Here is a 24,294-nt window from a genome sequence, read left to right on the forward strand (position 1 = left end):
GGGCGAGGGGATCGACATGGAACGCGTGACACCGCTGGCCATCGCCGTGCTCGCGTGCCTGTTCGAGCGGCCGATGCACCCGTACGAGATGTATCAGCTCCTGCTCGAGCGCAAGGACGACCGACTGCTCAAGGTACGTCCGGGGTCGCTTTACCACGCGGTCGACCGCCTGGCGGAGCGTGAGCTGATCGTGGCGGTCGGCACCGAACGGGAAGGTAATCGGCCCGAGCGCACCACCTACTCGGTGACCGACTCGGGTCGGGCGGCTCTGTCGGACACCCTGCGTACTCTCCTGGCGGAACCCACGCCCGAGTACTCGCAGTTCACCCTGGCCCTGTCCGAGTCGCACAACCTCCCCGGGTCGGAGGTCGCGACACTCGTCCGTACCCGTATCGCTCTGCTGGAGAAGGATCTCGACGAGATGCGCGTCATCGATGCGATGGCCGTCGATCGCCACGTTCCCCGGCTCTTCTCCGTGGGCCTCGACTACACGCTCGCCCTGCGCGAGGCCGAACTCACCTGGCTCCGGGCCTTCGTCGACGACATCGACTCCGGACGTCTCCCCTGGCTGGACAGCATTCTCACCGAACGACAGGACCACCGATGACCAGCACCACCAGCCCGGCCGTGAAGGAGGCGTCCCCCTGGATCGCGCTCTGGACCCTGTGCCTCGGCTTCTTCATGATTCTCGTGGACACCACCATCGTCGCCGTCGCGCAGCCGGCGATCCTCGAGGGTCTGCAGACCGACATCTCGAACGTCATCTGGGTGACCAGTGCGTACCTGCTCGCGTACGCGGTACCGCTCCTCGTGACCGGCCGACTGGGCGACCGGTTCGGACCGAAGAACCTCTACATCGGCGGGCTCGTCGTCTTCACTCTCGCCTCGCTGTGGTGTGGCGTCTCGGGGTCGATCGAGATGCTCATCGCCGCGCGCGCCGTGCAGGGCCTGGGCGCCGCGATGATCACGCCGCAGACCATGGCCGTCATCACCCGCATCTTCCCCAAGGACAAGCGCGGTGCCGCGATGGGTGCCTGGGGCGCGGTCGCCGGCGTCGCCACCCTGGTGGGTCCACTGCTCGGCGGCGTGCTGGTCGACGCGTTCGGGTGGGAGTGGATCTTCTTCATCAACCTCCCCGTCGGTGTCGTCGCCATCGCACTGGCCGTCAAGTTCGTGCCGACGCTCCCCACCAACGACCACAAGTTCGACATCCCCGGCGTCGTGCTGTCCGCCGCCGGCCTGTTCTTCATCGTCTTCGGTCTGCAGGAGGGGCAGAAGTACGACTGGAACGGGTGGATCTGGACCTCCATCGCCGTCGGCGTGGTCGTCTTCGCCGCGTTCATCGTGTGGCAGTCGCGCAACCGCAACGAGCCTCTGGTGCCGCTCGGGCTGTTCCGCGACCGGAACTTCTCGCTCAGCAACATCGGCATCGCGGCCATGGGCTTCGCGATGACGGGCATGATGCTGCCGATCATGTTCTACGCGCAGAGCGTCACCGGACTGACGCCCACGCGTTCGGCCCTGCTGTTCGTGCCCATGGCGGTGCTCACCGGCGTGCTCGCGCCGAACGTCGGCCGTCTGGTGGACCGCGTGCACCCGCGCTACATCGCCGGTACCGGCCTGACCCTGCTCACCGTCGCCCTCGTCTGGCTCGCGATGGAGATGACACCGACCACGGCGATCGTCCGGCTCCTCATGCCCATCGCACTGATGGGTGTGGCCAACGCGCTCATCTGGTCTCCGCTCGGTGCCACGGCCACCCGCAACCTGCCGATGTCGCAGGCCGGCGCGGGCAGCGGCGTCTACAACACCACCCGCATGATCGGGTCCGTGCTGGGCAGTGCGGGTATCGGCGTGCTGATGCAGTCCCGCATCTCCGCCGAGGTGCCGTTCGCCGGTGCGGCCGGCGCGTCGGGTGAGCTGTCCACGGGCCGGGTGCCGGCACAGGTGGCGGAACCGTTCGCCACCGCGCTCGCCCAGTCGCTGTACCTCCCGGCCGCGGTCCTGCTGGTCGGAGCGATCGCGACGCTCTTCTACGCGCGCCCCAACTTCGGTGGGCACGGCGCTGCGGTTCCGGATCCGTCGGTCGAGGCGAGTGTTCCGGCCGGGACGACGCCCGTCCGCTGAGGCGGGCAGGCCGGAGGCCGGTCGGGGTAGGCGGGCAGGCCGGAGGCCGGTCGGGGTAGGCGGGCAGGCCGGAGAACGAGGATGTGTGCGCACCTGGCATGCTCCGATCCATGAGTGAGAAGCCCACCCGTCTCGAGCGCACCACCACCGACGCGGGCGCCGAGGTCGCGATCCTCACGTTCGCCCACGGCGCCCTGAACCTGTTCGACCAGGCGATGTTCGATGCCGTGACGGCCGACGTCGCCGAGCTGGTGGCCGCTCCTCCGCGTGCGCTGCTGCTGCGCGCGGAGGGCAAGGTGGTCTCGGGTGGGGTCGACGTGCACGTCTTCGAGGGGCTGTCGGAGGCCGAGGGAACGGCGTTGTGGGAGGGGCTCTTCGCGGCCATCGCCCACCCGCTCGAGGCGCTGCCCTGCCCGGTGGTGTTCGCCGCGCACGGTCTGACGTTGACGGCCGCGCTGGAGATCGCCCTGGCCTGCGACATCATCCTCGCGTCGCCGAAGGCGAAGTTCGGTCTGGTGGAGACAGTGGTGGGTCTGACTCCGTCGATGGGTGGTCCGCAGCGGATGGCGGAGCGTGCGGGCAGCGGCCGGGCACGTGAGTTCGTCATGACGGGCGATCTGTACACGGCGGAGACGCTGCGCGAATGGGGAGTCGTCAACCAGATCCACGAGGACGTGGACTCCGCCGCCAGGGCTCTCGTCGCACGGCTCGCGGACGGGCCGACGCGCGCCCATGCGGCCACGAAGGAGATCATCGGTGCGTGGCGCTCCGGCGGTGTGCGCCATGCGGATTCGGTGACGTCGGCGGTGTCGGGTGCCCTGTTCGAGACCGAGGATCTGCAGGGCGCGGTGCGCAGCTTCCTCGATGTGGGGCCCGGAAAGGCGACCTACAGCGGGCGCTGATCAGCGCTGGGTGTCCACCAGCGCATTCCTCAGTCGAGTGACCGCGTCGTGGTCGAGGCCGAGCCAGTCCAGGTAGCCGTCGAACGAGCCGTGCGCCGTGGTCATCGCCTCGAGCCCGGCGCGGTAGTACTCCTCCCGCACGCCCAGCAGGTCGTCGTCGAGGTCGGCGGGGGCCACCTCGTCGTGATCGAGAATGTGGCGCCGGAGTGGAGCGACGGCGGCGTTGCTGCGCAGGTAGTCCGCGACGATGTCCTCCTCGACGACGCCGGCGGCGCGCAGCACGGTGGCGACGGTCCACCCCGCGCGGTCCTTGCCGGCGGCGCAGTGCACCAGCGACGAGGTGCCGGACGACAGGGCCTCGACCACCGCCCTGATCGCCACCCGCGCGCCGGGCAGCGTCGGAAAGGCGCGGTAGGCGCCGTCGAGGTAGCCCCGGGCGGTGGTGGCGGGCACGGCGCGCTCGTGCGGCGCGTCGCGTTCCGCGGCGATGTAGGGGACGCGATGCACGGTGACCGTGTCCGGGGCCCGGTCCGAGCCCCACCGCGTCACCTCGGCGTCGCCGCGCAGGTCGAACACGTCGCTGACCCCGAGTCCGGCCAGCGTGGCCCGGCCCTCGTCGGAGAGGTGCGTGAGTGCCGACGCGCGGAAGAGCAGTCCGCTGCGGGTGCGTCCGCCGTCGGACGTGCGCAGGCCGCCGGTGTCGCGGAAGTTCCACGCGCCGTGCAGGTGGAACTGGCCGGGTTCGGAACCATCCGTGCTGCGTTCACTCACCCGTCGACAGTAACGACGCGGTCTCCACGCGTCCGAGCCACCGTCCCACCAGGGGACCGATGTCCGCCACGGCGTCGCTCGACAGCAGTTCGCCGTGTCGCCACGGCACCGACTCCACGTCGGCGGGTCCGGTGCAGTACTGCGACCAGAAGTCCGACATGCGGCCGAGTTCGACGGCGGTGACGTCGGAGTCGATCATCAGGACGGCCCCGCTGTAGGTCGGCGGCACGTGCTCGTCGACGAGGGCGAACAGCGTGAGCATCGCCTTGGTGATCAGTCGCGCCTGGATGTCCGAGACCGGTAGCTGGTCGCCGCCCATCGCCGACCACACCGACCACAGCGCGTCCGGCGTCATGTCCGCCAGGTCGTCGGTCAGGTGCTGGTACGCGCCGAACATGGCGTCCGCCTGCGCCTTCTTGACCGCACTGCCCGGCACGATGCTGTGCACCGGGTCGAGCAGCGACAGCGACGCGACGGTGTGGCCCTGCGATTGCATCCGGGCCGCGACGGCATGGGCCAGCACACCGCCGACCGACCATCCGACGAGGTGGTACGGGCCGACGGGATCCACGTGCCGGATCTCCTCGACGTAGCGCTCGACGACGTCGTCCATCGACCGTGGTGCGAAGTCGGGGTCCGCCACCGCCGGCGTCTGCACGCCGTACAGGGGGCGGCCGGTCTCGAGGTGGCGGCCGAGCTCGAAGTACGGCCAGGCCAGCCCCATCATCGGGTGGATGCAGAACACCGGGGCGAGCTCGACTCCGCCGCCCAGTCGGAGAACGGGACCGACTGCGTCGGACGAGGCGATCGACTCGTCGTCGTCCTCGCGGTCGAGATGCTCGGCGACGGCGCCGACGGTGCCGTGCGAGAACAGGAGTCGGAGCACGCGGTCGACCCCGGCGGCACGACCGAGGTGTGCGGCCACCCTGGTCGCGGTCAGTGAGGTCCCGCCGAGGGCGAAGAAGTCGTCGTCGAGTCCGATGTCGCCGACGCCCAGCACGAGGGCGAAGGCGTCGGCGACCATGTGTTCCGTCGAGGTCGTCGGCGCGCGGTACACCGTCGGTGCGAACGTCGGTGCGGGAAGGGCCGCCCGATCCACCTTGCCCGCGATGGTGCGCGGCACCGCGTCCAGAGCGATGACGCGCGACGGCACCATGTACTGCGGAACCCGTTCCGCCACCGCCTCTCTGACAGAAGCGACGTCGATCCCGTCGCCGGCGACGTACGCGACGAGATGATCCGATCCGGTTCCGGCGTCGCGGTTGAGGAGGACCACCGCCTGCGTCACCGCGGGATGGGCGAGGGCGGCGTTCTCGATCTCGCCCGGCTCGATGCGCAGTCCGCGGAGCTTGATCTGGAAGTCGCTACGTCCCAGATACGCCAGTTCTCCGGCCGAGTTCCACCGCACCAGGTCGCCGGTGCGGTACAGGCGCGCGCCCGGCGGTCCGTACGGCGCGGCGACGAACCGGCTCGCCGTCAGCCCGGTCTGCTCGACGTACCCGCGGGCGAGATGTGGTCCGGACAGGTACAACTCACCGACGGCGCCGAGAGGTACCGGCCGCAGTCGGCCGTCGAGCACCACCGCGTCCACACCGCGGACCGGTGTGCCGATGCCGACGGGGCGGTCCGGCGTGATCGGTCCGTGCGCGGTGGCCCAGACGGTCGTCTCGGTGGGGCCGTAGTCGTCGTACATCTCGCGTCCGGCGGACCACGTCGCCGCGAGGTGATCCGGGAGGGCCTCGCCGCCCACGACGAGGACGCGCACGCAGTCGAGGCCGGCGGGGTCCAGGGAGTCGAGCACGCGGGGCGTGATGATCGTGTGCGTGACCCTCTCGTGGCGAATCAGCGCGCCGACCTCGTCGCCGCTGTGTACGTGCGCCGGCGCGAGAACGAGAGTGCCGCAGTGCGCCAGCGCCATCAGCAACTCGGCGATCGAGGCGTCGAAGGTCGGCGAGGCCACCGCGAGCACACGCACGTCCGGCACGTCGCCGCGCCGGGAACGTTGGTCCGCCAGCGCATCCGCCAGGCCCGCGTGGGTCACGGCGACGCCCTTGGGTCGGCCCGTGGAGCCGGAGGTGTAGATGACGTACGCGATCGAGCTCGGATGCAGCCCCGGACGACGCTCCGACGCGAGCACCGTGTGCGCCGGGTGACGGTCGAGCGCCGACACCACGTCCGGATCGTCGAGCACGATGCGCGGAATCCACGGCGCCGCGGTCGAGGTGGTCTGCTCGGACCGGGACTCCGTGATCACGACGACGGCGCCGGAGTCCTGGAGGATGTGCGCGATCCGCTCGGCGGGTTGCGCGGGATCGACCGACAGGAACGCTGCCCCGGCCGCGGCGACGGCCCACACGGACAGGACGTGGTCGATCGAGCGCGGCATCGCCAGCGCGACCACGACGTCGGGTCCTGCGCCGCAGGCGATCAGTTCCCGCGCGAGACGATTCGCTCGCGCGGACAGATCCGCGTAGCTCAGGTCGATGCCGTTCGCGCGCAGAGCGATCGCGCCGGGACGGGCCGCTACCGCGTCGGCCACGAGGTGGTCGAGAGTCCGGGCCGCCAGCGCGGGGGCACCGCTGCGGGGACGCATCGCGGCACGCTCCGCGGGCTCCACCGTCTCGAGGTCCCCGATCCTGACCGAGGTGTCGCGTGTCATCGACCGCAGTGTCCACGCCAGTCGGCGCGAGACCCGCTCGATGGTGCTCCGGTCGAACAGGTCGGTCGCGTAGGACAGCTCGATCAGCAGGCGCCCCTGGTCCTCGCGCAGCGTCACGGCGAGATCGAACTGTACGGGAGCGCCGCCGAGATCGAGCACCTCGACGGCCGGTGTGGTGTCGGGGAATCGCGGCGGCGCGGTGTTCTGCAGGGTCAGCATCACCTGCACCACAGGGTGACTCGCAGTGGAACGCACCGGGTCGAGGGCCGTCACCAGGGTCTCGAACGGCAGAGCGGCATGCGCGAAGGCGTCCAGGGTGGTCTCGCGCGCCGCGGCGAGGTGGTCGGCGACGGTGCCGTCCTCGTCGATCGTGGACCGCAGGACCACCGTGTCCACGAACATGCCGACCACGTCGTCGAGTGCCGGATCGGTGCGACCCGCGACGGCTGTCCCGACGAGGAGATCGCGCGTTCCCGCCCACTGGGCGAGCACGATCGACAGCGCGGTGTGCGCGACCATGAAGAGGGTGACGTCGTGGGCCTGCGCGACGGACCGGAGTGCGCCCAGCGCGTCCGCATCGAGAACGGTACGCACCCGATCGCCCTGCTGCGACGGGGTTCTCGGACGGGGGCGATCGGTCGGCAGCGCCAGATCGAGGGGTACGCCGGCCAACCGCTCCCGCCAGTGCGCGAGGTGACGCGACAACGCGGAGCCGGGGTCGTCGAGCGATCCCAGCGCTGCGCGTTGCGCGAGGGCATGGTCGGCGTACTGCACGGGCAGCGGTGGTAGGTCGAGTGGCCGTCCCTCCGCGCGAGCGGCGTACGCCGTGACGACGTCGCGCGTGAGCGGCGCCATCGACCACCCGTCCGCGGCGATGTGGTGCACGAGGATCACCAGCACGTGATCGGTCGGTGACACGACGAGAAGAGTGGCGCGCAGCGGAGTCTCGGTGGTGACGTCGATGCGCGCCGCCGCGGCCGTGCTTACCGCCGCGGGGACGTCTGCGGCAGAGGTGCGCACGATCTCGACGGGGACGTCGACCGTGGGCGACACCACCTGGTGCGGCACGCCGTCGAGGGCGGGATGGACGGTGCGCAGTATCTCGTGCCGGAGGGTCACGTCGTCGAGGGCGGATCGGAGCGCGTCGACGTCCAGCGGACCGGTCAGCCTCAGCGCGAGCGGGATCAGCTGTCCACCGCGGTCGGCGTCGACGCGGCCGAGGAACCACATCCGGTGCTGAGCGAAGGAGAGCGGCACCCTGTCCGGGCGCGGCGCCGCCGTCAGGGGAGTGCGCGCCGCGGTCGGCGCCGCGACCAGCACTGCGGCGAGCGCACCCACGGTGGGGTGGTCGAACACCGCGCGCACCGAGACCTCGCGCTCCGTCGCCGCCGACACCCGCGCGGCCACCCGGGTCGCGGACAGCGAATGGCCACCGAGAGCGAAGAAGTCGTCGTCCAGCCCCGGCAGCTCCGGCAACTCGAGCACGGTGGCGAACGCCTCGGCGACGGCGCGCTCGGCCGGGCCGACCGCCTCGCGACGCGGAACCGTCGGCACGGTCCCGGGAAGGCCGGAGGCCGGTCGGCGAGGGGAAGACAGGAGTGCGCGACGGTCGAGCTTGCCCGACGCCGTCAACGGGATCGCGTCCACGGTGACGATGTGCGCGGGCACCATGTACCGCGGCAGGCGGCGCGCGGCGTCGTGTCGGAGGTCGGCGGGGTCGATGGCACTCGTGCCGGACGGCACCACGTACGCGACGAGGTGGTCGTCCTGCACCAGCACCACGGCGCGGTCGATCGCCGGGTGCGAGGCGAGTGCCGCCTCGATCTCGCCGGGCTCGATGCGCAACCCGCGCAGCTTGACCTGGACGTCGGTGCGGCCCAGATACTCCAGATCTCCGCCGCTGGTCCAGCGCACGCGGTCGCCGGTGCGGTAGAGCCGCGCGCCCTGAGCCGCGGCGACGAACCGCTCGGCCGTCGCGGTGGGGCGGCCGACGTACCCGCGCGCGAGGTGGGTGCCGTCGAGGTAGAGCTCGCCGACCACCCCGATCGGCACCGGGCGCAGGAACGTGTCGAGCACCCGCGCGCCGACTCCGCGGACGGGCCGCCCGATGGTCACGGCGTCGTCCGCCCGGAGCGGGCCGCTGCTCGTGGCCCAGACGGTGGTCTCGGTGGGACCGTAGTCGTTGAACAGGCGCCGACCGGGGGCCCATCGGGCGGCCAGTGCCGGTGGGCAGGCCTCACCGGCGGTGACCAGGACGTGGAGTGACGGAACGTCCTCGGGGATCAGCGAGTCGAGCACTCGCGGCGTGAGGAGAGCGTGGGTCACCGCCGACTCAGCCACGAGGCGACCCAGTGCCGGTCCGCCGAACACGTCCGGTGGAGCGACCACCAGGGGAGCGGACAGGGCCACGGCGATGAGCAGCTCGGCGATGGACGCGTCGAACGTGGGGGACGCGACCGCGAGCACACGTGCCTCCGCAGCCTCGCGCAGTCGCTGGTCCGGCCGCGCAGCGCCGCGCAGTCGCTGGTCCCACAACGCGTCCACGAGGCCGCGGTGTGTGACGCCCACGCCCTTGGGGGTTCCGGTGGAGCCGGAGGTGTGGATGACGTACGCGAGGGTGTCGGGACGGATGGCACCGAGCCGGTCGGCGGGCGTCACGTCGGCCTCGGACTCCGCGCCCGTGTCGAGGACCGTCGGTGACACCGTGGCGAGACGTACCAGTGCGGCGGGAACCGTCACGGCGGTGACGGCGACGTTGGCGCCCGTCTCGGTGAGCATGTGCCGCAGTCGGTCCGGTGGCCCGTCGGGGTCGATCGGCAGGAACGCCGCGCCGGTCTTCGCTACCGCCCACACCGCGGTGATCTGGTCCACCGAGCGCGGCAGCGCGACGGCGACGACGGTGTCGGGCGCGGCGCCGAGGGCGATCAGTGCCCGCGCCCAGCGGTTGGAGCGGCGGTCCAGCTCGGTGTAGGTGAGCGTGCGCTCCCCGATCAGGGCGGGCCCGTCCGGGTTGCCGGCCACCGCGTCGGCCAGCAGACGAGGCAGCACGCGCGGTGGTAGTCCGGCGCTGCCGTGCTGGGAGAGCAACAGTGCCCGCTCCGACGGGTGCAGGATCTCGAGGGCGCCGATCCGGTCGAAGGGCCTGCGCGCCACCGCGTCGAGGACGCGGAGCAGGACGTCGACGATTCCGGCCGCGGTCCGCCGGTCGAAGAGGTCGACGGCGTAGGTCAGTGCGCCGCTCAGTCCGTCCCCGGTCTCCGTGAGATCCAGGGTCAGGTCCACCGGCGCGGCCACGGGAACCGAGTCCAGGACGTCGATCTCCAGTCCGGCGGCCACGAGAGTGGGCGGAGTCTGGTTCTGGAACGCGAACATGACCTGCACGACGGGATGGTGCGCGGTGGAGCGCACCGGATCGAGAGCGTCGACGATCAGCTCGAACGGCACGTCGGCGTAGTCGAGGGCCGCCACGGTGTCCTCGCGCACCTGATCGACCAGAGCCGCGACGGTATCGGTACCGGTGACGAACGCGCGGTGCACGACCGTGTCGACGAACATGCCGACCAGCTCGTCGAGATCCTCGTGACCGCGGCCTGCCACCGGTGTTCCGACGGCGATGTCCTCGCTTCCCGTCACGCGGGCGAGAGTGACGGCCCAGGCCGCCTGCAGGACCATGACGAGCGTCGCGTGGTGGGCGGTGGCGAGCGCACGCAGCGCCGCGGTCGTGGCGTCCGGCACCGTCACGCGTACACGCGCCCCGCGGTGCGAGGCCACCGGCGGCCGCGGTCGATCGGTCGGCAACGGCAGCACGTCCGGGAGACCGGCCAGGCGGTCCGTCCAGAACGCGACTCGACCACGGATGTCGTCCGCGTGATCCTGTTGCCACACGGCGTGATCCGCGTACTGCATGGGCAGGGGGTCGACAGTCCACTCTCGACCGGACCGGCGGGCCGCGTAGGACGCCGTGAGATCGCGGGTGAGCGGCGCCAGGGACCAGCCGTCCGCGGCGATGTGGTGCAGCACGAGAAGCAGGACGTGATGCTTCTCGGTCACCGCCACGACGGAGGCGCGCAGCGGGAGATCCGCTGCCAGGTCGAACGGTGCCGACGCCATCCGGTCGAGGACGGCCTCCGGTGTCTCCGACTCCCGGTCGATCGCGATCCGCGCGTGATCGAGAACGTGTTGCTGCGGAACACCGTTCACGGCGGGGTAGACGGTGCGCAGTATCTCGTGGCGGTCGACCACGTCGGCGAGTGCGCCCTGTAGCGCGCCGTGGTCGAGGACACCGCGCAGCCCGAGTGCGAGCGGGATGACGTAGCCGCTGTCGCTGGAGACCGTGTTCAGGAACCACATGCGCTGTTGGGCGAACGACAGAGGCACCATGTCGGGGCGCGGCCGTGTCCGCCGCGGTGCGAGAGCGCTCCGAGGCACGGCGTCGATCTGCGCGGCGAGTGCGTGCACGGTCGGTGCCTCGAACACGCTACGGACCGGAACCTGCAGTCGGGCAGCGACTCTGGTGGCACTGAGGGAGTGGCCACCGAGCGCGAAGAAGTCGTCGTCGAGTCCGACGGGGTCCGCGAGTTCCAGGACCGTCGCGAAGACGGCCGCGACGGCGACCTGCCCGGCGGTGGACGGAGCGCGGAACTCGGCCGTGTCGAGGGGCGGGCGGGGCAGCCGCGCGCGGTCGAGTTTGCCCGACGTCGTCATCGGCAGTGCGTCCATCACGACCACCGCGGCGGGAACCAGATACCGCGGCAGTGCCGCCGCGGCGGCGGCCGACACCTCTGCCGCGTCGATACTGTGCCCGTCGGCAGCGACCACGTAGCCGACGAGACGCTCGTCGATCACCCCGGCCGCGGCGGCGCCGACGCCCGCGGCGCCGACGAGCGCGGTCTCGACGTCCCCGAGTTCGATCCGCAGGCCGCGCACCGTGATCTGGTGATCGGACCGTCCGAGGTACAGCAGGTCGCCGACGGCGTTGCGGCGCATCAGGTCTCCGGTACGGTACGTCCGCTGTCCGTCGGGAGCCGCGACGAAGCGGGACGCGGTGAGTCCCGGCCTACCGAGGTACCCGCGTGCGAGATGGTCGCCTGCGACGTACAGCTCACCGACCACGCCGTCCGGAACCGCGTGCAGGCGGACGTCGCGAAGCGAGACCTCGACGCCGAGAGTCGGGGACCCGACGGTCACGGGATGCCCGGCGGCCAGGAGTGCCGTCGTCGACCAGATGGTCGCCTCGGTGGGTCCGTAGACGTTGGTCATCGTCCGGCCGGGTGCCCACGTGTCGACGAGACTCGGCGGGCATGCCTCGCCGGCGCTCATGACGACGCGGAGGTCACCGCCGGGATCGGGTGTCGCGTCCAGCGCGCGGGGTGTCATCAGGGTGTGGGTGACACGGTGCCGCCGCATCAGGTCGCGGAGTTCGACACCGGCGTAGACCTCGGGAGGGGCGACGACGAGTGCGGCGTCCAGCGCGAGTGCGATGACCAGTTCGCCGACGGACGCGTCGAACGTCGTCGACGACACAGCGAGCACCCGGGCATCGGATGCCGGTGCGTGCCGGGCCCGTTGGTCCTGGACGGCGTTGTGGAGTCCGCGGTGCGTGACGGCGACGCCCTTGGGCCGTCCGGTGGATCCCGAGGTGTAGAGGACGTAGGCGAGGTGGTCGGGTCGCAGAGCCGAGCGACGGTCGCGATCGGTGATCGGTGCGTCCGACAGCGCCGCGACCGCGGCGAGCGTGGCGGGATCGTCGACCGTGATCCGGACGACGTCGGTCGGGAACGGCGCCGCCGTGTCGGCGAGCACCAGCGTGGGCGCCGCCTCGGTCAGGATGTCCGCGAGCCGAGCCCGCGGCTGCTCGGGATCGAGCGGGACGAACGCGGCTCCCGCGCGGCTGATCGCCGCGACGAGAACGAGGTACCGCGCCGACCTGGCGACGGCGACCGCGACGACGGTCTCGGGACCGGCACCGAGCGCGATCAGACGGCGCGCCCACCGGTTCGACGCTCGTGCCCACTCGTCCCGCGTGAGAACGGTGTCGCCCTCGATCACCGCGACTGCGGAGCCGTCCGCGTGGGCGTCGAGCAGGGCGGGGAGCGTCGTCGGGGTCGTGTGGGCGTCGGGATGCGTCCACGTGTCGGGCTCGTCCGCTCCGCGGATCGCGATGTCGCCCACTACGATCTCGGAACCCCGGGCCGCCGCGCGCAGCACGTGCTCGAGGACGGACGAGAGGCATTCCGCGGTCGTGTGATCGAACAGGTCGCACGCGTAGGTGAGGACGACCGCGAGGCCGGCGCCGGCGGGGCGGACGTCGACGGTGAGGTCGAAGGTCGCGGGTGCAGGCCCGACGTCGAGCACCTCGATGTCGGGACTGCCCGGGAGCGGATCCACGTCCTGGAAGGCCAGCACGACCTGGAAGACCGGGTGATGAGCCGACGTGCGAGCCGCACCGAGGGTGTCGACCACGTGGTCGAACGGGACGTGCGCGTGCGCGAAGGCGTCCACCGTCTCGTCTCGGGTGCGGGAGAGCAACTCGGCGAACGACTCCGACGGATCCACGCGGGTGCGCAGCACGACGGTGTCGACGAACAGGCCGACGAGGTCGTCGAGCGCAGGATCCGGTCGACCCGAGATCGGTGATCCCACCGCGATGTCCGTCGACCCGGTCCAGCGCGCGAGGGCGACGGCGAGGGCGGTGTGCACGACCATGAACACCGTGGCCCGGTGAGCGACGGCGAGCTCGCTCAGTGCGGCCACGGTCGCGTCGTCGAGATCGAGGCGCACCGCGTCACTCGCCCGGCCGCGCCGCTCCGGGCGCGGTCGGTCGAGCGGCATGTCGAGGACGTCGGGCAGTCCGGAGAGACGGCACTTCCACCACGCCGCCGCGTCGGAGTCGACGCCCAGTTCCGTCTGCCGCACAGCGACGTCGGCGTACTGCACCGACAGTGGCGACTGTGCCGGTACCCGTCCAGAGCGATGGGACTGGTACGCCGACAGCAGGTCTCGCGTGAGAGGGGCGAGAGACAGACCGTCCGCCGCGATGTGGTGCACGGTCAGCAGCAGGACGTGCTCGTCGTCGGCGAGGCGCAGCACCTCGGCTCGTAGAGGTGGTTCGGTGGCCAGGTCGAACCGCGTGGTCCGGGCATCCGAGAGTCGCTCCACCAGTGCGTCGGGTGTGACGGCGGTGACCGTGAGGGTGGTCGGCGCCGGGGGCGGTAGCACGACCTGGTGCACGACACCGTCCGCATCGGCGTAGACGGTACGGAGGATCTCGTGGCGAGTCATGACGTGACCGATCGCGGACGACAGCGCGCCGAGATCCAGGTCGCCGCGGACGCGCAACGCCAGCGGCATGACGTAGGACCCCGGTTCGTACCGGTCGAGGAACCACATCCGGTGTTGGGCGTGCGTGAGCGGGATGCGGTCGGGACGCGCAGCGTGGAACCCGTGGTCGGTGTACGCGTCTCCCGCATCGACGGCGGCAGCCAGCCCCGCGATGGTCGGGACGTCGAAGAGCGTGCGGAGCGTCAGGTCGCGTCCGGTCGCCGACCGGATGCGCGCGACGACCCGCGCCGCGCTGAGGGAGGTGGCGCCGAGCGCGAAGACGTCGTCGTCGGCACCCACCGGAGCGGACGTCTGCAGGACGGCCTCCACGATGTCCGCGACGACACGCTGGGTCGGTGTGAAGGGAGTGCGGTGGACCCGGCCGCGGCGCGCGGGCGCGGGCAGCGCACGCTTGTCGACCTTGCCCGACGCGGTGAGGGGAATGGTCTCGATCTCCACGATGTCGTCGGGAACCAGATGGCGCGGAAGTGACGAGCGCAGCGACTGCAGCAGCGCCTCCGGGACGGCTGAACGGCCCCGTGTCGGAACGACGTACGCGACCAGTCGATCTTCGACGACCGCTGCCACCGCGCGGTCGATCAGGCCCGACCGCGTCAGCACGGCCTCGATCTCCGCCGGCTCGACGCGCACGCCGCGCACGGACAGCTGGTCGTCGCTCCGGCCGAGGAAGTGCAGGTCGCCGGCGGCGGACCAGCGGACACGATCGCCGGTCCGGTAGAGACGAGATCCGTCCGGTCCGGCGACGAACCGCTCCGCGGTCAACGCGGTGCGATGCGCGTAGCCGCGGGCGAGTTGCGCACCACCGAGATACAGCTCGCCGGGGACGTCGACGGGAACGGGGCGCAGGGCGTCGTCCAGCACGAGGGTCGTCGTGTTCCACACCGGTCGCCCGAGGGGGACGTCCGTCGTGTCGGCGTCGGTCATGACGTGGGCGGTGACGTCCACCGCCGCTTCGGTCGGCCCGTACAGGTTCACCACTCGTACGGGGAGCACGGCGCGGACCGCGGCGGCGACCCCCGCGGGCAGCGCTTCGCCCGACGAGAGGATCGTGCGCAGCGACGTGCAGGCGGCGAGGCCCGGTGCGTCCGCCATGAGCGCCAGCATCGACGGGACGGCGTGCACCACGCTGACGCGGTGCCGTGCGATCAGTTCCACCAGCAGATCGGCGTCGCGGTGGTCGTCCGGATCCGCGACGACGACGCGGGCACCGATCTGCCACGGCAGGAACAGCTCCCACACCGAGACGTCGAAGGTGGCGGGTGTCTTGTGGAGCACGATGTCGTCCGCGGTGACACCGACGAACTCGGCGCGCCAGCGCAGTTGGTTCACGATCGCGGCGTGCGACACCCCGACACCCTTGGGCTGCCCGGTGGAGCCGGACGTGAAGAGCACGTAGGCGAGGTGGTCCGGGCGCAGGGGTGCGAGGCGATCGTCGTCGGTGAGGGGTGTGTCGGAGAAGGACCCGAGGGGCGCATCGCTGATCGTGATCCATTCGACCGCCTCGGGAAGCGTTGCCGCACTCCCGATACCGAGCCGCGCTCCCGACATGGTCACCGTGTGTCGGAGCCTCTCGGCGGGATGGCCGGGATCGAGCGGGACGTAGTGCGCGCCGGTGGCCACGACGGCGTGCACGGCGACGAGCAGATCGATCGACCGCTCGAGCGCCACCGCGACGGCCGTCTCCGGTCCGGCGCCGCGGCTGATCAGGTACCGGGCGAGGCGGTGGACGCGAGCCGAGAACTCGGCTCGGGTGACGTGTCGATCGCCGTGAGTGAAGGCCACACGGGACGGATCCAGAGCCGGCACGGCGTCTAGGAGTGTGGTGGGGACGAGGGGGTGCCGGGTGGAGTTCCACGTCTCGGTGACGAGGGTGCGCTCCGTGACCCCGAGCAGGTCGATCTCGGCGAGCACACGCGAGGGGTCGAGTGCCTCGAGCACCCGCAGGAGTCGGTCCAGCAGTCGGTCCACGGCGTCGGTGTCGAGGACGTCGCGGCGGTGCGTCGCGCGCACGACGAGGCTCTCTCCCGGTTCGACCGCCAGGGACAGCGGGTAGTGCGTCGCGTCCCGCGCCTCGACGCCGAGAACGGAGAGGTCACCCGCCGCCGCGGTCAGAGCGGTGCGATCCAGTGGATACGACTCGAAGGCGAGCGACGTGTCGAATCCGGCGCCCGGCCCGACCTCCGCCTCGATGGCGGACGGAGCGAGGTGATGATGATCGAGCAGCGCGGCCTGCTCACGCTGCAGTCGCTGAGCCGACTCCCGCACCGTCGCTGTGCGATCGAGCCGCACGCGAACCGGAACGGTGGAGATGAGGAGCCCCACCATGGATGCGGAACCGTCCAGCTCGGCCGGTCGGCCCGAGACGGTGGCTCCGAAGACGACGTCGGTACGGCCCACCGCGGAGCCCAGTACGAGTGCCCACGCGAGTTGCACGAGGGTGTTGACCGTGACCCCCGCGGCGCCGGCGCGCGCCACGAGTTCGGCGGTGCGCTCGGTGCTCAGGGTCGCGATGCGTTGTCCCGGTGCCTCGTCGGTTCCGGAACCGTGCGCGGGAGCGAGCAGCGTCGCCTCGGTCGATCCGGCCAGGGCCTCCGACCATGCCGCGAGCGAGGCCGTGGTGTCGCGTTCGCTCACCCACTGCAGGAAGCCGCGGAGTGGAGGCGGCGCGGGCCGGGGGTCCTCGCCGGCGTAGTCGGCCAGGAGATCGGCGAGGACGATCGGCAGGGACCAGCCGTCGAGGAGCAGATGGTGATGGGTGAGCACCAGGGTGTGCCGCTCGTCCCCGGTGTGCAGCAGAGCGACGCGCAGCAGCGGTGCGGCGGCCACGTCGACGGCGACGCCGCGATCGTGCGCGAGGAAGGCGTCGAGCACGGCGGCAGGGTCGGGATCGGCCCGGACGTCCACTTCCGTCCACGGCACCGTGACGGAGGCCGCGATCACCTGGACGTCCGTCCCGTCGGCGGTGGTGTCGAAGGCGACCCGCAGCGCGCCGTGACGGTCCACCAGCGAGTGCGCGGCCCGCTGCAGACGGTCGGCATCGAGCGCTCCACCGAGGTGCACGATCGTCTGCACCACATAGGGATCGACGCTCCCGGCGGCGAGGCGGGCATGCATCAGCAGGCCCGCCTGCAGTGGCGCGGTGGGCAGGACGTCGATCAGCGTGGGATGACGCCCGGTCCACCCGTCGACATCGGATGGTGTCGCATCGACCAGCGGGAAGTCCGACGGTGACCGCCCGCCGGCGCCGGGGGTGTCGACGTGGCGCGCGACGGCCGTCGCCGCCTCGACCCACAGCGAGACGAAGGCCTCGACGTCCGCGTCCGCCAGGACCGCGTCGAGCGTGCTCAGTCGTGCGATCAGGGTGTCCCCGAGGACGACGGTGTCGATCTCGAGCACGGCGGCCGCGCCCAGGTCCTCGGGCCGTGGTCCCGACAGCGGGGAGATGCCGGGAACCGGGAGCCAGTCACCGGTGTCCGTCGTCGTCATCCTGCCGAGGTGCGCGAACGAGATCTGCGGTGTCCAGCGCAGGGCGTGGCGCGCGTCGTCGTCTGCCCCGTGTCGCAGCAGCCCGTAGCTCGCGCCGTGGTCGGGAACTCGTGCGAGGTGCTCCTTGACCCGCAGAATCGCCTCGCCCGCAGCAGGTCCGCCGCGCAGCGCCGCGGCGATGTCGAGACCCGTGAGGTCCAGTCGTACGGGGAACACCGTGGTGAACCAGCCGACGGTGCGCCCGGTGTCGGCGCCGGGAACCAGGTCGTCCTCCCGTCCGTGTCCCTCGAGTTGGACGAGCCTGGTCGGTGCGTCGTCCTGTCGCCACGTGGCCAGCGCGAGGGCGAGCGCGGCGAGGAGGGCGTCGGTCGGTCCGGCGTGGAACAGGGTGGGCGCGCGGACCAGTAGTGCGTCGGCGATCTCTGCTGGAAAGGCGACGTCCCGGACCGTCGTGTCCCGTACCCGATCGACGACGGGGTCGAGGAGTCGTTGTCCGAGAACGGGATCGGGGCCGTCCAGAACGCCGGTCCAGTACGGCAGCCGCGCGCTCGCGTCGTGCGCTGCGAGACCGGACGACCAGCGCCGCATCGACGTGCGGACGGGGGCGAGAGTCGGTGCGACCCCGTCGCGCACCGCGGCCCACGCCGCGACGAGATCGGCGACGAGGACGCCCCACGACACCACGTCCACCACCAGGTGGTGCGCCGCGATCACGAGGCGTCCCGCCGTGTGCTCGCCGAGGTCGTTCCAGCCGAGCCCGAGCATCACGCCGTTCTCGGGATCGAGTGTCGCGACGATGTCCTCCACCGCGAGATCGGCGCCGCGGCGCAGCAGTCCGTCGACCCGGACGGCATCCCGCGGGCGCACCTCGAGGTGTACGCCGTCCGCGTCGCGGACGAGCACGGAGCGCAGCATGTCGTGGTGCGCGACCACGGCCTCGATCGTGGACACCAGGGATGCGCGGTCGATGCCGACCGGGAGCGAGAGCGTGAGGGTCTGAGCGAACTGATGCGGTGTTCCGCCGCGCTCCAGCAGGTGGCGCACGATGGGTGTCGGGTCGACGCGGCCGATGCCGCTGCCGGGTGGCTCGTCGACGGTGCCGACCGTGTCCGCCACGCGCGCGAGCCCGGCGGCACTGCGTTGTTCCACGACGTCACGAGCGCTGATCCGCACGCCCGACGCCGCTGCGACGGTGACCAGTCGGATCGAGAGGATGCTGTCACCGCCGAGCGCGAAGAAGTCGTCGTCGACCCCGACATCGTTGCGGGACAGCACGTGTGACACCGCGTCGAGCAGCCGCCGCTCGACGTCGGAGGCGGGTTCACGGCGGGTCGTGGTCCGGCGCTCCGGCTCGGGGAGTGCGCGGACGTCCACCTTGCCGGAGGCGGTCAGCGGGAGCGCGTCCAGCGGCACCACGTGCACCGGGACGAGGTGGCTCGGCAGCGTCCGGACGACGGCGGCGAGAACGTCCGCGGGGTCGGCGTCACCGGTCACGTACGAGACCAGCTGCTCGCTGTCGCCGTCACGACGGACCACTGTGACGGCCTGCGTCACACCGGGAACCGCGACGAGGGCCGTGTCGATCTCGCCGGGTTCGACACGGCGCCCTCGTACCTTGACCTGACTGTCGGTGCGCCCCAGGTACTCCAGGTCACCGGACGACGTCCACCGTGCGCGGTCACCCGTGCGGTACAGCCGCGTTCCGTCGACCCCGGCCACGAAGCGCGCCGCGGTCTCCGCCGACCGTCCGACGTACCCGCGGGCCAGGCCGGCTCCGGCGAGGTGCAGCTCACCCGGAACTCCGACCGGGACGGGGCGCAGGCGGGAGTCGAGCACCACGGCGCGCACTCCGGGCAGGGGACGCCCGATGGTGACGGTTCCGGACTCCGCCAGCGGCGCAGTCCCGGTGGCCCACACCGTGGTCTCGGTGGGTCCGTAGTCGTTGTGCAGCAGGAGGCCCGGTGACGTCGACCACCGGGACGCCAGCGCGGGCGAGCACACGTCGCCGACACTGAGGACCTGTCGCAGCGACGGAGCTCCGGTCGGGGACAGTGTCTCGAGCACCCGCGGAGTCAGGATCGCGTGGGTGATCGATTCTCGTCGCAGCAGATCCTGCAGAGGTGCACCGGAGTACGCGTCGGAACCGGCGACGACGAGGCAGCCGGACAGTGCTAGGGCGAGAAGGTGTTCCGAGATCGACGCGTCGAAGGTCGGAGCCGCGACGGCGAGGACGCGACTGCCCCCCATCTCCGGAACCCGTGTCTCCGCACCGCGTGCGCGGTGGCCGGCCACGACACCGTGCAGTCCGGCGTGGGTGATGGCGACGCCCTTCGGACGGCCGGTGGAGCCGGAGGTGTACATGACGTAGGCGAGCTCGGTGATCGCCGGGTGCTCCCTCGTCAGCGGCTCCGGTGCGACGTCCGTGACGTCCACCCGGGTCGTTCCGCTCGGCAGATCGACGGGATGTCGATCCGTAGTGACGACGAGGGTCACCCCGGATTCGGCCAGCACGGCGGTGAGCCGCTCGGCGGGGTCCGCGGGGTCGACCGGGAGGAACGCGGCACCGGTGCGCACGACGGCCCAGAGCGCGATCACCTGGTCGACGGACCGCGGAAGTGCCAGCGCCACCACGGTTCCCGGAGTCGCTCCTGCATCGCGGAGAGTGCGGGCGAGGCGCCCGGAGGCGTCGTCGAGTTCGCCGTACGTGAGCGTGGCCGTTCCGCCGCGCACGGCCGGCGCCGCCGGGTCGCTGCGCGCGACCGCCGCCATGAGGTCGCCCAGTGTCGTCGCCGTCGGTGCCGGCCCGCCCGACCGGTCGAGCAGATCGGCCGCCTCGCCGTCGTCCAGGAACGCGAGATCGCCCACGGTGGTGTGGTCGTCCGCCGCGACGATGCCGCCGAGGAGTCGCGTCAGCCGCACGCCGTGCCGGTCGATGTCGGAGGCGTCGTAGCGCTCCGGGTTCCACTGGATGTCCAGCGTCAGTGTGTCGCCGGTGTAGATGTTGATCGCGGTGTCGTGGACGGGCCCCGACGACAGGATGCCGACGGGAGCCGAGATGTCGTCGAACTGCAACGGGGCGACGAACGGCATGATGTTCACGACGGGGCCGAAGGAGACGCCGAACGGCCGCACCTCCGGTGGCAGAAGCTGATCCCAGTCCCGGAAGCGTTGGTGCCGAAGCGCCCCGGTGATCTCTCGCCGTACCTGTACGAGCAGTTCTCGCACCGCCGTGGTCGAGTCGACCGTCAGCCGCAGCGGCACCAGATTGGCCATCATCCCGGCCGTCGCCCGCAGTGCGGCGGTGGTGCGTCCGGTGACGGGGAATCCGAGGACCACGTCGTCGGTGTCGAGCACCCGCGACTGATGCACGGCGAGAGCGGCGACGACGGCGAGCGGGTCGGCTGCGGTTCCCCTCGGCTGGGTCCACGGCAGGCGCGTCGCGACGGGTTGCCGGGGTGCGCTCGGGGGTGCCGCCGACAGTGCCGTGGGGCCGCCGACGCCGGCGAGGTGCTCGCGCCAGTGGGCGAGGTCGGCGTCGTGGCGACGTGACGCGGCGTAGGCGACCTCCGCATCGTGGATGCGGGCGGCGGTGTCGGGCGTCGGCGCCGGTCCCGGAGCCGACGTTCCCGAGTAGTGGCCGGCGATCCGTCCGAGGAGTGTGAAGGCGCCCTGGCCGTCGAGCACCACGTGGTGGGCCCGCAGATACAGGAACGTGCGGTGATCGTCGAGTCGGAGGAACACGCAGCGAACCAGCACGGTTCCGTGGAGATCGACGGGCTCCCGGAACTCGGCGCGCATCCACGCGTGAGCGGACGCCTCGGGGTCGGCGTCGCCGCGCAGGTCGAGCACGTCGAGGTTCATGACGGCGTCCTCGACGTGGATCAGACACGGCTCGTCGTCCTCTCCCTGCGCGAGGCGGGTCTGCCGCAGGCCGGACTCGGTGCCCGCGGCGTACATCGCCCGTTCCAACCGAGCGAGGTCGACGCCCGAGCCGACCGGAGCGGAGATGTCGACGTACAGGGCGACGGTGAGGGCCGCGTCGGGATCGAGGCGCTGGGCCAGCCAGAACGGCCGTTGCGCACCCGTCAGCGGAACCCGGGCGGGGCCGCCGTCCGGTTCGGGGGACACGACCGCCCCCTCGTTCCGGTCGTCTCCCACAGGACGAAACCTATCCGCGGGAATTGCCCGTTCGGTCGGGCTCGCCGTCTTCTGGAGGACTCACAGGAGGCGGCGACGACTGCTGGTCCGGGCCACGCCCCACGGCTCGGGAAGAGAGACACATTAATAGTTGTTTACCTCAGGTATCTATCTATATAGTTGCAGACAGCAAGTAAACGAGTTCGAGGAGAGATCGCCGTGGCCGTCCACACCGAGACAGCAGAGCTGCTGATGGAAGAAGTCTTCCGCTTCGGCCGCGCACTGCGCGTGGCCGTGTCGACGGGGGACGACCGCACCGAGTTGCCGGCCGCCCTGGTCGGCGTACTGGGAACGCTCGCCACCCACGGCGAGTGCCGACAGTCCGAACTGGCGAACGCCATGTGCACCAGCCAGTCCGTGCTCAGCCGTCAGCTCGCCGAGCTGGTGGACGCCGGCCACGTCGTGCGTACTCCCGATCCCGACGACGGACGTGCCACCCGGGTTCGGGTGTCCGACGCCGGACTCGCCTGCTTGGACCGCATCAAGGAGCACCGAGTCGCACGGTTGTCCCGCATGTTGGGGGACTGGGACGAGGACCAGGCGAATGCCGCCCTCGACTCCATCCGCCGACTCACGTCCACCTTCACCGACGAGGCGCAGGCCCGGCACTCCGGCCAGCGCATCCTCTCGCATAACTGAGAATAGGAAGAACCACAGACATGACCGTCACACACGACACTCCGCCCTCCCGGGTGAGTGACACCGATCAGCTCTCGGCTCCCGCCGAGGCCGCCGCGGACTCGACCCCGATGACGCACCGGCAGATCCTCGAGGCCCTGATCGGTCTGCTCGCCGGGCTCTTCACCGCCCTGCTCAGCACGACCATCGTCTCGACCGCCCTGCCCACCATCATCGGTGACCTGAAGGGCTCGCAGACCGCGTACGCCTGGGTCATCACGACGGCACTGCTCGCCAACGCGGCCTCGACGCCGATCTGGGGCAAGCTCGCCGACCTCTTCAACAAGAAGCTGCTGGTCCAGAGCTCGCTCGTCATCTTCGTCATCGGCTCCGTCATGGCCGGCCTCGCGCACAACGTGCCGATCCTGCTCGCCGCTCGCGTGGTGCAGGGCATCGGCATGGGTGGTCTGACCGCACTCGTCGTCGCCATCATCGGCAGCATCGTGTCTCCTCGTGAGCGCGGTCGCTACTCCGGCTACATGGGCGCCGTCATGGCCGTCTCGATGTCCGGCGGCCCGATCCTCGGCGGCGTCATCGTCGACAGCCCCCTCGGGTGGCGCTGGTGCTTCTTCGTCTGCATCCCGCTCGCCGTCATCGCTCTGCTGCTGCTGCAGCGCACGCTGCACATCACCACCGAGCGCAAGGACGACGTCTCCATCGACTGGCTCGGCGCGCTGCTCCTCACCGCCGGTGTGTCCGTGCTGCTCATCTGGGTCTCGTTCGCCGGCAAGGCCGGGTACTACGACTGGATCTCCCGTGAGACCGCGATGTACGTCGGCGGCGGTGTCGCTCTGCTGATCCTCACCGTCCTCGTCGAGGCGAAGGTCAAGAGCCCGATCATCCCGCTCAAGATCGTCACCGAGCGCACCACCGGACTCGCCATCATCGCCTCCGTCGCCGTGGGTGTCGGCCTGTTCGGCGCCACCACCTTCCTGGGTCAGTACTTCCAGACCGCTCGTGGCTACTCGCCCACCGCGGCAGGCCTGCTCTCCATCCCGCTCGTCGCCGGCATGCTCGTCTCGTCGGTCGGCTCGGGTCAGCTGATCTCCCGCTTCGGCAAGTGGAAGCCCTTCATCGTCACCGGTTCCTTCCTGCTCGTCGTCGGCTTCGGTCTGCTGGGCACGCTCGATCACGCCACCAACCTGTGGCTCGTGGGCGTCTTCATCGCCATCGTCGGCCTCGGTACCGGCATGCTGATGCAGAACCTGGTGCTGGCCGTGCAGAACACCGTGAGCGTGCAGAACATCGGTGCGGCATCGTCCACCGTCGCGTTCTTCCGGACGTTCGGTGGCGCCATCGGCGTCTCGGTTCTGGGATCGGTCCTCGCCACCCGCGTCGCCGACAACTCGGCCTCCGGACTCGCCGCCCTCGGTGTCCCCGCCGGCTCAAACGGCGGCGGCACCCTGGACATCGGATCGCTGCCCGACCCGATCGCCGCGGTCATCCGTACCGCCTACGGTGACGCCACCGGACGCATCTTCCTGATCGCCGGGTTCGTTGCACTGGTCACCGTGCTCGCGGTGCTGTTCATCCCGAACCGCCCGCTGCGCACCACGATCGACCTGAAGCCTCAGGGTGAGCAGGCCGTGCCCGTCGAGGACTCGGACGTGCAGGGCGAGACCGCCGTGGACATGCAGAAGGACGAGGCTCGCACCGACACCGCGGACACCACCGAGATCGCACCGGTGACCGCTCCCGTCGGCAAGCACGAGGCCGCGGAGGGCTCCGCACCGTTCGACGGACTGAGCACCGATGCCCGCGACCGGCTGCTGTCGCTGCTGCTGCCCAAGCCCGCGGAGACCCTCGACGCACTCGAGGAGGCCGAGGTGCTGCGCGCCGAGGTCGCCGAGCTCCAGCAGGAACTCGACTCCAAGATGCTGAGCTTCGACGCCGTGTGCGAACGACTGCGCCGGTTGGGTCTCAGCGAGGACCAGATCGCTCGCGTTCTCGGTGACGTCCACGTGCCGGACGTGCACTCGCGATTCGACGCTTCGCACAACTAGTTCGACGACGACAGAGCGGACGCACCCGATTCGGGTGCGTCCGCTCTCTCGTGCGTGGGATGCACGGGTTCCGTGATGTGCACATCCCTTCTGTCCGGCGGACGAGGGTGTACGGCGCGGGAACCTGTGC

At 71.1% G+C, this 24,294-nt stretch carries 7 protein-coding genes; 5 read left to right on the forward strand and 2 right to left on the reverse strand.

Annotated elements, in window-relative coordinates:
• The first annotated feature begins 16 nt into the window (after positions 1 to 16).
• From OG947_RS14810 to OG947_RS14820, 3 genes are all read left to right on the forward strand, one after another.
• A complete protein-coding gene (locus OG947_RS14810; protein WP_285184409.1) occupies positions 17 to 607 on the forward strand; it encodes a PadR family transcriptional regulator in 591 nt (196 codons plus the stop codon).
• The gene (locus OG947_RS14815) at positions 604 to 2,127 is read left to right on the forward strand and encodes an MFS transporter (RefSeq protein WP_222639404.1); all 1,524 of its coding nucleotides are present in this window, start codon (positions 604 to 606) and stop codon (positions 2,125 to 2,127) included. The genes OG947_RS14810 and OG947_RS14815 overlap by 4 nt, the downstream gene beginning before the upstream one ends.
• 110 nt (positions 2,128 to 2,237) lie before the next feature.
• On the forward strand, positions 2,238 to 3,029 hold the full coding sequence (locus OG947_RS14820) for an enoyl-CoA hydratase/isomerase family protein (RefSeq protein WP_222631659.1): 792 nt from the start codon (positions 2,238 to 2,240) through the stop codon (positions 3,027 to 3,029).
• Here OG947_RS14820 and OG947_RS14825 read toward each other — a convergent pair whose 3' ends face one another.
• Both OG947_RS14825 and OG947_RS14830 read right to left on the reverse strand, forming a co-directional pair.
• Positions 3,030 to 3,800: a tyrosine-protein phosphatase gene (locus OG947_RS14825; protein WP_222649724.1), complete on the reverse strand. Its 771-nt coding sequence runs from the start codon at positions 3,798 to 3,800 to the stop codon at positions 3,030 to 3,032.
• On the reverse strand, positions 3,793 to 21,444 hold the full coding sequence (locus OG947_RS14830; RefSeq protein WP_328812157.1) for a non-ribosomal peptide synthetase: 17,652 nt from the start codon (positions 21,442 to 21,444) through the stop codon (positions 3,793 to 3,795). The genes OG947_RS14825 and OG947_RS14830 overlap by 8 nt, the downstream gene beginning before the upstream one ends.
• Positions 21,445 to 21,642: 198 nt before the next feature.
• Here OG947_RS14830 and OG947_RS14835 point away from each other — a divergent pair, with 198 nt between their 5' ends.
• Complete coding sequence (locus tag OG947_RS14835; RefSeq protein WP_027504681.1) at positions 21,643 to 22,122, forward strand: MarR family winged helix-turn-helix transcriptional regulator; 480 nt, start codon at positions 21,643 to 21,645, stop codon at positions 22,120 to 22,122.
• A 110-nt stretch (positions 22,123 to 22,232) separates the two neighbouring features.
• Positions 22,233 to 24,164 carry an MDR family MFS transporter gene (locus OG947_RS14840; protein WP_156380482.1) on the forward strand — a complete coding sequence of 644 codons (1,932 nt, stop codon included), beginning with the start codon at positions 22,233 to 22,235 and terminating at the stop codon, positions 24,162 to 24,164.
• Positions 24,165 to 24,294 lie beyond the last annotated feature (130 nt).

This window comes from Rhodococcus sp. NBC_00297 (assembly GCF_036173065.1).
Taxonomy (GTDB): Bacteria; Actinomycetota; Actinomycetes; order Mycobacteriales; family Mycobacteriaceae; genus Rhodococcoides.